This window comes from Spiroplasma endosymbiont of Dioctria linearis, assembly GCF_964030865.1.
Taxonomy (GTDB): domain Bacteria; phylum Bacillota_I; class Bacilli_A; order Mycoplasmatales; family Mycoplasmataceae; genus Spiroplasma_A.
In genome coordinates this window covers 995,211-1,007,924 of sequence record NZ_OZ034984.1, presented here as the reverse complement: position 1 = coordinate 1,007,924, position 12,714 = coordinate 995,211, and the positions used below count along the sequence as shown (strand labels likewise).

Annotated in this window: 15 protein-coding genes; 13 read left to right on the top strand and 2 right to left on the bottom strand. The window is 27.8% G+C overall.

Going from position 1 to position 12,714, the window contains the following annotated elements; genetic code table 4:
• Positions 1 to 9: 9 nt before the first annotated feature.
• The 10 genes from upp to AAHM84_RS04315 all read left to right on the top strand — a co-directional run bounded on the left by upp (position 10) and on the right by AAHM84_RS04315 (position 7,480).
• Positions 10 to 633 carry a uracil phosphoribosyltransferase gene (upp, locus tag AAHM84_RS04355; RefSeq protein WP_339029886.1) on the top strand — a complete coding sequence of 208 codons (624 nt, stop codon included), beginning with the start codon at positions 10 to 12 and terminating at the stop codon, positions 631 to 633.
• A 106-nt stretch (positions 634 to 739) separates the two neighbouring features.
• Positions 740 to 1,090, top strand: a complete 351-nt coding sequence (locus AAHM84_RS05465; RefSeq protein ID WP_425289566.1) for an MG406 family protein — start codon at positions 740 to 742, stop codon at positions 1,088 to 1,090.
• A 43-nt stretch (positions 1,091 to 1,133) separates the two neighbouring features.
• Positions 1,134 to 1,907 (top strand): F0F1 ATP synthase subunit A, encoded by a 774-nt coding sequence (locus tag AAHM84_RS04350; RefSeq protein ID WP_342258692.1) that lies wholly within the window; start codon positions 1,134 to 1,136, stop codon positions 1,905 to 1,907.
• Between the two features lie 93 nt (positions 1,908 to 2,000).
• Positions 2,001 to 2,255, top strand: a complete 255-nt coding sequence (locus AAHM84_RS04345; RefSeq protein WP_425289576.1) for a F0F1 ATP synthase subunit C — start codon at positions 2,001 to 2,003, stop codon at positions 2,253 to 2,255.
• 19 nt (positions 2,256 to 2,274) lie between these two features.
• Positions 2,275 to 2,790, top strand: a complete 516-nt coding sequence (gene atpF, locus AAHM84_RS04340) for a F0F1 ATP synthase subunit B (protein ID WP_342258690.1) — start codon at positions 2,275 to 2,277, stop codon at positions 2,788 to 2,790.
• 4 nt (positions 2,791 to 2,794) lie between these two features.
• Positions 2,795 to 3,346: a F0F1 ATP synthase subunit delta gene (locus AAHM84_RS04335; protein ID WP_342258689.1), complete on the top strand. Its 552-nt coding sequence runs from the start codon at positions 2,795 to 2,797 to the stop codon at positions 3,344 to 3,346.
• Positions 3,347 to 3,350: 4 nt separating this feature from the next.
• The gene (atpA, locus tag AAHM84_RS04330; protein WP_342258688.1) at positions 3,351 to 4,925 is read left to right on the top strand and encodes a F0F1 ATP synthase subunit alpha; all 1,575 of its coding nucleotides are present in this window, start codon (positions 3,351 to 3,353) and stop codon (positions 4,923 to 4,925) included.
• 1 nt (position 4,926) lies between these two features.
• Positions 4,927 to 5,778: an ATP synthase F1 subunit gamma gene (gene atpG / locus AAHM84_RS04325; RefSeq protein ID WP_342258687.1), complete on the top strand. Its 852-nt coding sequence runs from the start codon at positions 4,927 to 4,929 to the stop codon at positions 5,776 to 5,778.
• A gap of 11 nt (positions 5,779 to 5,789) precedes the next feature.
• On the top strand, positions 5,790 to 7,187 hold the full coding sequence (gene atpD / locus AAHM84_RS04320; RefSeq protein WP_342258686.1) for a F0F1 ATP synthase subunit beta: 1,398 nt from the start codon (positions 5,790 to 5,792) through the stop codon (positions 7,185 to 7,187).
• Complete coding sequence (locus tag AAHM84_RS04315; RefSeq protein ID WP_339034241.1) at positions 7,187 to 7,480, top strand: F0F1 ATP synthase subunit epsilon; 294 nt, start codon at positions 7,187 to 7,189, stop codon at positions 7,478 to 7,480. The genes atpD and AAHM84_RS04315 overlap by 1 nt, the downstream gene beginning before the upstream one ends.
• Here AAHM84_RS04315 and AAHM84_RS04310 read toward each other — a convergent pair.
• Positions 7,477 to 8,406, bottom strand: a complete 930-nt coding sequence (locus AAHM84_RS04310) for a 5'-3' exonuclease (RefSeq protein WP_342258685.1) — start codon at positions 8,404 to 8,406, stop codon at positions 7,477 to 7,479. The genes AAHM84_RS04315 and AAHM84_RS04310 overlap by 4 nt on opposite strands.
• Before the next feature lie 12 nt (positions 8,407 to 8,418).
• Positions 8,419 to 9,015, bottom strand: coding sequence for a YigZ family protein (locus tag AAHM84_RS04305; protein WP_342258684.1), 597 nt, complete (start codon positions 9,013 to 9,015; stop codon positions 8,419 to 8,421).
• A 205-nt stretch (positions 9,016 to 9,220) separates the two neighbouring features.
• On the opposite strand from AAHM84_RS04305, the gene AAHM84_RS04300 reads away from it, so the two are divergent.
• The 3 genes from AAHM84_RS04300 to AAHM84_RS04290 are packed head-to-tail and all read left to right on the top strand — an operon-like array spanning position 9,221 to position 12,502.
• Positions 9,221 to 10,339: a TSUP family transporter gene (locus AAHM84_RS04300; protein WP_342258683.1), complete on the top strand. Its 1,119-nt coding sequence runs from the start codon at positions 9,221 to 9,223 to the stop codon at positions 10,337 to 10,339.
• Position 10,340: 1 nt separating this feature from the next.
• Complete coding sequence (locus tag AAHM84_RS04295) at positions 10,341 to 11,531, top strand: glycine C-acetyltransferase (protein ID WP_342258682.1); 1,191 nt, start codon at positions 10,341 to 10,343, stop codon at positions 11,529 to 11,531.
• A 2-nt stretch (positions 11,532 to 11,533) separates the two neighbouring features.
• Positions 11,534 to 12,502 (top strand): L-threonine 3-dehydrogenase, encoded by a 969-nt coding sequence (locus AAHM84_RS04290; protein ID WP_342258681.1) that lies wholly within the window; start codon positions 11,534 to 11,536, stop codon positions 12,500 to 12,502.
• The last annotated feature ends 212 nt before the right edge of the window (positions 12,503 to 12,714 follow it).

The window sequence follows — 12,714 nt, the reverse complement described above, 5'->3', positions numbered from 1 at the left end:
GGTTATCAAATGGCTTTTACAATTATTAAACATCCTCTTATTCTAGATAAATTAACTAGAATGAGAAAAGAGGATACATCATCTAAAGACTTTAGAGAAAACTTAAATGAAATAGGGCAACTAATGGTTTATGAAATTTTTAGAGATGTTCCTATACAAGAAATTGATATCAAAACACCTGTGACTTTAACAAAGGGATATAAATTAGATGTTCCAGTAGTTTTAGTACCAATTATTAGAGCAGGATTAGGAATGACAGAGGGAATACAAAGATTAGTACCTACTTCAAGAATTGCACATATTGGACTTTATAGAGATGAAGAAACTTTAGAACCTGTACAATACTTTGCAAAAACAACAAAAGATATTGAAAGTAGTTATGTTATTGTTGTTGACCCAATGTTAGCAACTGGGGGTAGTGCTTCAAAGGCAATTGAAATAGCTAAATCTTGAGGAGCAATTCAAATAAAGTTTGTTTGTTTAGTTGCTGTGCAAAAGGGTGTTGACAGAATTATTAAAGATCACCCAGATGTAGATATTTATACTGCTAGTTTAGACCCAATCTTAAACGAAAGTGGATTTATAGAACCCGGTCTTGGAGATGCTGGAGATAGAATTTTTGGAACAAAATAGATATATTTCACGTATCTATTTTTTTATTATGACTATAATTTTCCTAGATTTTATAAATTAATAAGAGTATTATTAATTAGATGGAACTTAATAAGGAGAGTATAATTTGTTTAAAAATAAAGGAAAAATTATATTAATATCTCTTATATCAATGATTACATGCTTATTAACAATTTTATTTATTTTAAAATTAGTAAATTTTTCATTAGTTAATGGGTATCTCTTAGGTTCTTGTTTTTTGTTTTTTTCATTATTTTTTATGAAATTAGGAATAAAAAATTTGATCGATAATTTAAATCCTTATAGTTATATGTTTATTACAACATTACGAATAGGGTTTTATATTGTTCCATTCCTTATAAGTTTTTACTTACCGAACATATTTAATATATATGGATTAGTAATTGCTTTTATAGTAAATTGAATTCCCTCAGTTTATTTTAGTAAAGCCAAGTAAGTGAATTTTTATATGGTAACTATTAAAAGAGAAAGGAGTATATATGTTCCTTGCAGATGACAAAGGTTTTGTTGATGCTCTATTGTCAATTACCCCTCAACTTTTATCAATACTAATAACTTGCATTATTATTTGTACATTTTGTATAGTTTATAATGTAAAAATTAGAAATTATAAAGAAGATAAAAAATTAACTGGATTTTTAGTTTTAACAGAAATGTTTATTACTAAGGTTGAAAATATGGTTATTACAATCATGGGTAAAAAATACAGAAAATTAACTCCATACATAATGTATATTTTTATGTATATAATAGTTTCTTCTGTAGTATCAATTTTGGGAATAGAGTCATTAACAACTTCTTATACAGTTACATTCTCAATGGGATTTGTAACATTTATAGGAATTTATTATTACGGATTAAGGTATCAAAAGTTAGCTTTTTTTAAAAGATATTATAATCCAATAGAGCTTTTAGGACAGTTTGTCCCTTTAATATCTCTTTCTTTTAGACTATTTGGAAATATGCTTGGGGGTAGTATTTTATTAGGATTGCTTTATGCAAGTCTAATACAACTTCAAGGTAATATATTTTGACCAAATGGCCCTGGAATGGATTGAGATAATAAATTAAATTACTGATGAGCAGGATTTAACGTTTTCTCAGTAGTTTCATTACCATGGTTACATTTATACTTTGATTTATTTGATGGAACCATTCAAGCAGTTGTATTTTCAATGTTAACTCTTTCTTATTGATCTGGTGCTAAACTAGGTGAAGGTCTTAATGATGGAGAAGAAAAAATTGAAAGATAATTTATAAAAGGAGAAAAAAATATGTTTGCACAAATACTTACAAATCTAGGGGGTAACTTTATTTCAATTATGCCCTTATACTCAACATTATTAATGTTTTTTGCTGAAGTAAAGGAAATAGAAATAGGAGAGGGATTAAAACTTCTTGGGGCAGGACTTACAGGAATGGGAATGGTTGGAGCATCAATTGGACAAGGAATAGTAGGATATGGAGCATGTATCGCAATTGGTAGAAATCCAGAAACAGCACCAAAAATTACATCTACACTAATTATTACTGCTGGTTTTGCAGAATCAGGAGCTATATACGCACTTGTAATTGCAATTTTACTAATTTTTGTAGCTTAAGAAAGATGAGATGAGTTTTATGTTTTTAGATGCTGGAATACCAGATATTATTGGAAATTTATTTCCTAACTTAGCAAATTTTATTGCTCATATTCTATCAACAATAATTATATTAATATTATTAACTAAGCTAGTTTATAAACCTTTTAGAGAAACAATAAAAGAACGTAGAAAAAAAATTAGTGAGTTGTTGGATGATGCTGTTTCAAAACAGGCAAAAGCAAATAAAAATAATAAAGAAGCTTTTCAAATTTTAGATTCAGCAAAAGAAGAATCTAAAATGATAATGAATTCAGCAAAATTATCAGCTGATAATTTAAAGTTAGAGATTATGGAAAATGCAAGAGCAGAAGCTGCAAATATTCAAAACCATGCTCAAAAGACAATTCAACTTGAAAAAAATGAAATGTATGAACAAATGAGACAAGAAGTTATTGACCTGGCATTTGTAGCAGCTGAAAAAATTTTAAATGAAAATATTTCTAAAGATAAAAATGAAAAAATGATTAAAGAGTTTATAAATAGTTTGGATTAATTAAGTGATTAAACAATCTTTAATTAATAATTGAGCAGCAGCAATTTGTGAATTAATTGTTGAAGAAAAAAAAGCTAAATCATTTACAAAAACTTTAGAAGAATTAAAAAACATTTTTGAGTTAAATCAAGAAGCGATATACTTTTTATCAAATAAATTTATTGATGTTAAAACTAGAATAAAATTCATTGAAGATATTTTTAAAAAATATTTAGAGCCATTAGTGCTAAATTGTTTAAAATTAATTGTTGAAAGAGAGATTTTTTCATATATAGAATATATCTTAAATGCTGCAATAATTAAATTATGAGAGAGTTTAGATATTAAAAAAGGAATAATTTATTCAACTTTAAAAATTGACCAAAAATATATTTCTACGATTGAAGAAAAAATTAAAAATAAAATAAATCAAAATATAAAACTAGAAAACAAAATTGATAACTCTTTAATTGCCGGTATTAGAATTGAAGTTGCTAATAATATTTTTGATTTTTCATTAAAGGGAAAAGTTGAAGATATGAAAAATATTATTTTGGAAAATAGAGAGCAGAGGTAAAGATATGTCACTTAAAATAAATGAAATATCAGAGGTTATAAAAAAGCAAATTAAAGAATATGGCAAAAATATTATTCAATCACAAGAAGGGACTGTTGCAAGTATTGGTGACGGTGTTGCTCTTTTATTTGGACTTGAAGATGTTATGATGGGTGAGCTTTTAATTTTCTCAAATGATATTTATGGTATGGCTCTTAATTTAGAAGAGGGTGCAGTTGGTGCAGTTATTATGGGTGATGATTCAAAAATTCGCCAGGGTGATAAAGTTGTTAGAACATGCAAAGTTGTTGAAACTCCAGTTGGTGATACTCTTCTGGGAAGAGTTTTAAATGGAATGGGCTCACCAATTGATGGAAATGGACCATTGAATAATACAAAATTTGCACCAGTAGAAAAAATTGCCTCAGGAGTTATGTCTAGAAAATCAGTTAATCAACCAATGGAAACTGGAATTATGTCAATTGATTCAATAATACCTATTGGAAAAGGGCAACGTGAATTAATTATTGGTGATAGACAAACTGGTAAAACAGCAATTGCTATTGATGCAATTATTAATCAAAAAGGAAAAAATGTTAAGTGCATTTATGTGGCTATTGGTCAAAAAGAGTCAACAGTTGCTCAAGTTGTTGAAAAATTAAAGCAAGCTGGGTCAATGGAGTATACAACAGTAATTTCAGCATCAGCAAGTGAATCAGCACCAATTCAATATATAGCTCCTTATACTGGAGTTTCAATTGCAGAGGAATGAATGTCTAAAGGTGATGATGTTTTAATTATTTATGATGACTTATCAAAACATGCAATTGCTTATAGAACTTTAGCTTTATTATTAAGACGTCCACCAGGTCGTGAAGCATATCCAGGAGATGTTTTTTATCTACACTCAAGATTACTTGAAAGAGCAGCAAGAGTAAATGAAAATTTTGGTGGAGGAAGTATTACAGCTTTACCAATTGTTGAAACTCAAGCTGGAGATATATCTGCGTATATACCAACCAATGTAATTTCAATTACTGATGGGCAAATATTTTTATCAGAGCAATTATTTAATTCAGGTATTAGACCAGCTGTTGATACTGGATTGTCAGTATCAAGGGTAGGTTCTGCTGCTCAAATTAAAGCAGTTAAGCAAGTAGCTAGTACTTTAAAATTGGAATTGGCTCAATATTATGAGTTGCAAGCATTTGCAAAATTTGGAAGTGATCTAGATGAAACTACAAAAGAAACATTAAATCATGGTCAAAAAATTGTTGAGCTTTTAAAGCAAAGACAATATAAACCAGCAGCACAAATTGATCAAGCAATTTTATTATTATCTATCAAAGAAAGATTAATAAAATGATTACCACTAAGTGAAATGATTAATTTTAAAGAGTTAGTTTTTTATCATTTTGAAAATGATAAAAATGCTAAAGCACTTAGAAAAATGCTAGAAGCAGAAAAAGAGTTTAGTGATAGTTTATATGCTTCTGTAAAATCTCAATTGGTACTAGTTTTAAAAAATATCACTTCAAAGTTACAAGGTTATAAAGTTGATGAGTATGGTAAAAAAGATGAGTATGAAAGTTTAGGTTAGTATGGCAAATTTAAGTGAATTAAAATCTGGGATAAGTTCAATAAAAGATATTGGTAAAATTACTGGGGCAATGGAATTAGTTGCAACAGCAAAATTAAAAAAAATATCTAAAAGGATGGGAAACATTCAAACTTATTTAGATGAAGTATACGATGTTTTTAATTATATTATTTCACACTCTGAGGACTCAATATACTTAAAAAAACAAAACCAAGTATTAAACAGTACTTTATGAATTGTTATTGGTTCCAATTTAGGATTATGTGGTGGATATAACTCAAGTATTTTTAAAGTATTAAAACCATTAGTAAATAAAAAAACAGATAGTGTAATTGCTATTGGAACGAAGGTTGCTAACTTTTGTAGAGCAAATAATTTAAATATTAAAGAGGAATTTTTAGATATTGATGTTGATTTTTCAAATGAGCAATCAAGAAAAATGTCAGTTAATTTACTAAACTCTTTTGTTCAAAAAGAATTTGATCAAATAAAAATTGTCTATACAAAATTTATTAACAATGTTACTTTTGAACCAGCTGTTTTAGATATGTTTCCAATAGAAAAAAAACTCGAGGAGAATGAATTACATCAAGATTTAATTTTGGAACCAGATCCAGAAACTGTACTAACAACAAGTGTTTCAATGTATTTAAATACAATTTTATTTGGTACAATAATTGAATCACAAGTTTCAGAGCACGCAAGTAGAAGAATGGCTATGGAAGCTGCAAATAAAAATGGTAAAGAACTCTCAGATAATTTAAGTGTAGTTTTTAATAGAAAAAGACAAGAAAATATTACACAAGAAATTAGTGAAATTATTGGAGGAGCTAATGCTCAAAATGAAGATTAGAGGTAATAAGTATGACAGAAAAAATTACACAAGGTAAAGTTGTTCAAGTAATGGGTCCTGTTGTGGATGTAAAATTCAAACAAGAGGATATGCCAAAACTTTATAATACAATTGAATTGGATAATAATGGAATAAAACTTGTTTTAGAAGTTGTTCAACATATTGGGGATGACTTAGTTAGAACTATTGCTATGGGCCCTACTGAAGGTTTAGTTCGAGGAATTATTGGAACAAATACTGGAGGACCAATTAGTGTTCCAGTAGGAGATAAAGTTCTTGGTAGAATGTTCAATGTTTTAGGTGACCCAATAGATGATAAACCTCCAGTTAAAGGGGAAAGAATGCCAATTCATAGATTAGCTCCAAATTATGACGAACTTGCTACTTCTGCAGAGATTCTTGAAACAGGAATTAAAGTTATAGATTTAATGATGCCTTTTGCAAAAGGAGGTAAAATTGGTTTATTTGGTGGAGCGGGAGTTGGAAAAACAGTTCTTGTTCAAGAGTTAATTAATAATGTTGCTAAAGCCCATGGTGGTATTTCTGTATTTGCAGGAGTTGGTGAAAGAACAAGAGAAGGTAATGATTTATATTTTGAAATGATAGATGCTGGTGTTATTGATAAAACATCTTTGGTTTTTGGTCAAATGAATGAACCACCTGGTGCAAGAATGAGAGTTGCTCTTACTGGGTTAACAATTGCAGAATATTTTAGAGATATTAAAAATCAAGATGTACTTTTATTTATTGATAACATTTTTAGATTTACTCAAGCAGGTTCAGAGGTTTCTGCTCTTTTAGGAAGAATGCCTTCGGCTGTTGGATATCAACCAACATTGGCAACTGAAATGGGAGCACTTCAAGAGAGAATTACATCAACTCAAAAAGGTTCGATTACATCTGTACAAGCAGTTTATGTACCAGCAGATGATTTGACTGATCCAGCACCAGCTACAACATTTACTCACTTAGATGCTTCTGTAGTTTTGGATAGAACTATTGCATCATTGGGAATTTATCCAGCAATTGACCCATTAAATTCAAATTCTAGGATGTTAGATCCACAAATTGTAGGAGAGAATCATTATCAGATAGCTTTAAAAGTACAGGAAACTTTACAAAAATACAAGGAACTACAATCAATAATAGCAATTCTTGGTATGGAAGAGCTTTCAGAAGAAGATAAAATTGTAGTTAATAGAGCAAGAAAAATAAGAAACTTTATGTCTCAGCCATTTACTGTTGGTGAAAAGTTTACAGGTAGAAGTGGCAAATATGTTGCAGTTAAAGATACAGTAAGTTCATTTGAATCTATATTAAATGGTAGTTTAGATCATATTCCTGAGATTTTATTTATGTATGCGGGTTCAGTTGAAGAAGTTATTGAAAGATTCAAAACTAAAAAATAATGCAACTAACTAAATTAAAAATCATTACTCCTGAGGGTGTATATATAGATGATTTAGAGGTAGAATATGCAAATGTAAGAACTTCTGATGGACAAATAACAATTTATGCTAACCATACTTCAATTGTTTCAACACTTCTTATTGGTGATATGAAATATGAAATTGATGGAACTATAAAATATATTCACCTTCATAGAGGAATAATAAGAGTTTCAAAAGATCAAATTAGAATACTAACTCAAAGACTTTATGAGGTTGATGAAAAAGGTCAAAAAATAAAAACAGAGATTTAAGAAAGTTCTTGTATCTCTGTTTTTATTTTTTCTTTATAAGTAAGTTGTTGTTTAACTTTATCTTCAATCATTTTAGTAAATGCTCACATTTTCTCTCTTTTTAGAAAACCCATAAATCTTATGTAGTTAATTCTTAAAGGTTTAAAGTTAATTCTACCAATATCAACATTTTTTAATATTTTTGCAATTTGCTTATTCATTAAAACCTTTTCTTTACAAAGCTCAAGTTTTTTTCTTTGCTCTTCAGGAAAGTCAGTTAAGTTTTTATAAATATTTTCAACACATCCATATTTTGCAACTAATTTTGTTGCTGTATTATAATGCATTCCTCTAACACCCTTTATATTATCTGATTGATCACCTAATAGTGATTTTATATCAGGTATTTGACAAGGTTTGCAACCAAATTTTTCAAAAACTTCTTTTTTCGTTATTATTTCTTGTTTACATTTTTTTGATTGTTGTGAAACAACCTTTACATCATCACAAATTAATTGATATGTATCTTTATCATTTGAAACTATTTCAACTTGATAGCCAAGTTTAACAGCTATTCTAGAAATAGTTCCCATTATATCGTCACCTTCATATTTAACTTTTTCATATCATGGTATATTTGCAGCTGTTAAAAAATCTCTAACTAATTGCATTTGTGGAATTAAATCTGATGGTGTTTCTTTTCTTGTTGCTTTATATTCTGGATATATTTCTTTTCTTCAACATTCTTTTCCTACATCAAATGTAACTAGTACAGTATGATATTCATTTGATTGAACTAATTGATAGACGTTTGCTACAAAGACATATACAGCATTTATTAAAACTCCATCTCTATTTATAGCAACTTTTTTTCTCTTTAAACTTCCATAATAACCTTTGTGAAGAAGATGGTAACCATCTATAATCACAACTTTTTTCTTATCCATTATTGTTCTCCTTTAATAATACCCCTGCTTAATTTTTAAAATATTTATTTTATCTTTAATAGAGTCCATTTTTTCAATTTTATCTAAATTGAATTCTACCGTAACCAAATCTTTAGTATACGTATAATTAATGTCTTCAGCTTGTTTTAATAAAAATAATTTAATAGCTTTAATATCTGCTATTTTAAAATTTATTTTTATATTATTTAGAAGTCTTAATTTTTTAAATTCACTTTCCTTCATTATTTCAATTGCTGAATTAGTATAAGCTTTTTGCAATCCGCCTGTTCCTAACTTTACTCCACCATAATATCTTTTAACAAATATTATAATATTAGTAACATTACTTACTTCGATTAGTTTTAATAATGGTTCACCTGCAGTTCCCTTTGGTTCACCATCATTGTTGTATCCATAATTTAAATTATCATGGCCATACTTAAAAGCATAGCAATTATGAGTTGCTCCTTTATCAGTATGCTTTTTTATAAAATTTTTTAATTCAGTTTTATTTGTTACTTTTGAAATATAGGTAGTGAATCTTGATTTCTTAGTTAAGAAGCTTCTTATCACAATATTGTTATTGCTTAATATATTTAAACTTATCATAACTTTACCAACAATTATTTTACTCTTTTATTATAAAAAATAATAGTTTTTATTAAAATAATTTATTATATTATATTGGAAAAATTTATATTATTTTAATAAAAAATGGATAAAATATTGGTTTTTTTTTTTTTTTTATATTATATAAGTGGTTATAAGTTTTTATAGCCAAAAAAATAAAAGAATGAGAAAGGAAAATATTATAGTGAAAGAAGAATCACAGTTACTATTATCAAAGCAAGAGCATAAGAAAAAATTTGCTAAATGGATGTTATTTTTTTCTATTGCCATGGTAGCAACTATTATATCAATTTTAATTAATTATTTAGTTTTTTTTCCTTGACAAAATCCTGGGAAGGTTATTTGAGAGGGTGAGCAATTAGTTGCTTTTATAATTTGCATATTTTTATTATTATCCGCAGTTGTATTTAGCTTAATTTATTTTTGATTTACATTAAAAGTTAAATATGAAGATGTAAATCAAAGGGAAAAAGTAATTTTAGCAGTAGGTTTTACTGGAGGATTTACAGATACAATTGGTGTTGGTTCTTTTGGAGTTATTACTGGTTTATTAAAAGGAACAAGAGCCATAAAAGATGATACAAAGTTACCCGGCACATTAAATGTGGCTTTGGGTGTAAGTGCTTTGATAGAGTCAGCTTTATTTGTTGGTTCGATTCAAGTAAACATTGCAACTCTATTAATTTTAGTTATAGCAATTATTTGTGGAACTTTTGTAGGTTCCTTATTCGTATCAAAGATAAAAGATCAAACTTCAATAAAAATTATTATGGGGGTAGTTTTATTTTTTGTAGCAATACTAATGATTTTAACTCATCCTCAAGTTAACGTAATTAGTACATCAAATATTGGAGATCAAACATCACTTATGGATAAACCTTGAAGAATTATTATTGGAACAATTGTATTCTTCTTTTTAGGAATGATTCAATCATTTGGAATTGGGCTATATGCACCAGCAATGGCAACACTATCTTTTTTAGGATTACAACAAGAAGTAGTGTTTCCTATAATGGCTTGTGGATCAGCTTTATGCATGTTGCCTGCAGCCTATACTTTTATAAAAAGAAAGAAATATTTACAGCAAACGTCCAATTTAATTTTAATATCAGCTATTTTTGGTGTTGTAAGTTCCTTTTTATTAATTTTTGTAGGTTTACAAATGGGAGCAGGCATGGACAAAAGAACTTTTGATATAGTTCTTAAATGATTAGCAATAGCTGTTATATTTTATGTCTCAATATCTATGTTAGTTGAGTTTCATTTACTTAAAAAAAGACAGAAAGTTAATAAAGGAGAATAAAATGAGTTTATATAATCGTTTAGAAGAAGAATTAAAAATTAGAAAAGAAGATAAACTTTATAACATTATCAAAATACTTGAGGGAGCTCAAAGTGATATTGTAAAAATTAATAATAAAGATTTTTTAAATATGTGCTCAAATAATTATTTGGGGTTTGCAAATGATCCAATTACAGTCCAAGCAATTAAAGAAGCGGCAGACAAATATGGAGTGGGACCTGGAGCTGTAAGATCAATTTCTGGTAGTTACTCTGTTCATAGAGAATTTGAAAAAATTTTGGCAGAGTTTAAAAATTCTGAAGATGCTTTAGTTGTTCAAAGTGGATTTCAAGCGAATACTGGACTAATACCAACTATTACAAATGAGAATGATTTAATCATTTCTGATGAGTTGAATCATGCTTCAATAATTGATGGAATTCGTTTATCAAAAGCCAAAAGAGCTGTTTATAAACATTGTGATATGAGTGATTTAGAAAATATATTAAAAATTAATTCTAATGAAGTAACAGGCAATATTTTTATTATCACAGATGGTGTTTTTTCTATGGATGGAGATATTGCTCCATTAGATAAAATTAGCTATTTAGCAAAAAAATATAATGCTTATAGTATTGTTGATGATGCGCATGGTGAAGGAGTACTTGGACCAAATGGTCAAGGCTCAATTGCACACTTTGGTCTGGAAGGAAAAATTGATATAGAAGTTGGAACATTATCTAAGGCTTATGGACTTGTTGGAGGTTTTATTTGTGGTAAGTCAATACTAATTGAATATCTAAAGCAAAAATCAAGAGTCTTTTTATTCTCATCATCACTACAAACAGGAATTTGTTATGCTGGAATAAAAATTATAAAAGAGATGAAAAAATCAAATGATAGAATTAAGAAACTTTGAGAAAACACAAAATATATTCAAAATAAATTTATTGATAACGGTTATTCAATTGGTAATACAAAAACTCCAATTACACCATTTATGGTAGGCGAAGAATCAGTTGCTACAGAATTAACTAAGATATTATTTGAGAAACAGATTTTAGTTTCTCCCATTATTTATCCAACAGTTTCAAAAGGAAAAGCCAGAATAAGATTAATGATTTCATCATTACATTCCAAAGAACAGTTAGATCAAGTCTATAAAGTTATTACAGAAGAGTTTGAGAAAATTAAAACAAAAGGAGAGAAATAGATATGAAAAAAGTTTTAATTACAGGAGCTTTAGGACAAATAGGTTCAGAGTTAGTTTTACGTTTAAGAAAAGATTTGGGAAAGGATAATGTTATAGCAACAGATATAAGAAAACTTGAAGATAATTTTATTTGTGATGAGGGAATTTTTGAAAAATTAGATGTCACTAATTATGAATCATTTTTAAAATTGGCAAAAAAATATGAAGTAGATACAATTATTCATTTAGCAGCTTTATTGTCAGCAACTGCTGAAAAAAACCCTAAATTTGCTTGAGATTTAAATATGACTGGATTAATGAATGCTTTGGAGATAGCTAAAGAATTAAATACTAAGTTTTTTGCTCCATCATCAATAGCAGCTTATGGACCAGATGCAGAAGCAAATAATACTCCTCAAGATACAGTTATGAACCCTACAACAATGTATGGGGTAACAAAAGTTGCGGGAGAATTATTAGCAAATTATTATAATAAGAAATATGGTGTTGACTCAAGATCAGTAAGGTTCCCAGGATTAATATCATATAAAGTTGAACCTGGTGGAGGAACTACTGATTATGCTGTTGATATTTATTATCAAGCTTTATTAACTGGTAAGTATGAAAGTTATATTGATAAAGGAACAAAAATGGACATGATGTATATGGATGATGCAATTGATGCAATTGTCCAATTAATGAATGCAGATCCAAAAAAATTAATTCATAGAAATTCATTTAATATAACTGCTATGTCTTTTGCACCAGAAGAAATTTTTGAATCAATTAAAAAGTATATTCCAAATTTCAAAATGGATTATAAAGTTGATACTGCTCGTCAAAAAATTGCAGATTCTTGACCAAATAGTATTGATGATAGTTGTGCAAGAAGAGAATGAGATTTTAATCCTAAGTATAATTTAGATGCAATGACAAAAGAAATGCTAGAAAAATTAAAAGAGAAATTAAAAGCAGAGGGCAAAATTCAATAAATAAGTTCATTTAACTTTTTAAATTAGAGGAGCTTTGCAGTTTAAAATAGTAGAGTTGTTATAGTAGAGTTGTTTTTCAGTTACTAAAACATTTATATATCAAATAATTTATAGTTATAATCAAGTTAACCAGTAATTTTTATTTACTGGTTTTTTTAATTGGATAATAGAAATTGGAATTTTATTTAAAATTTTAATCTAATTAAATTATA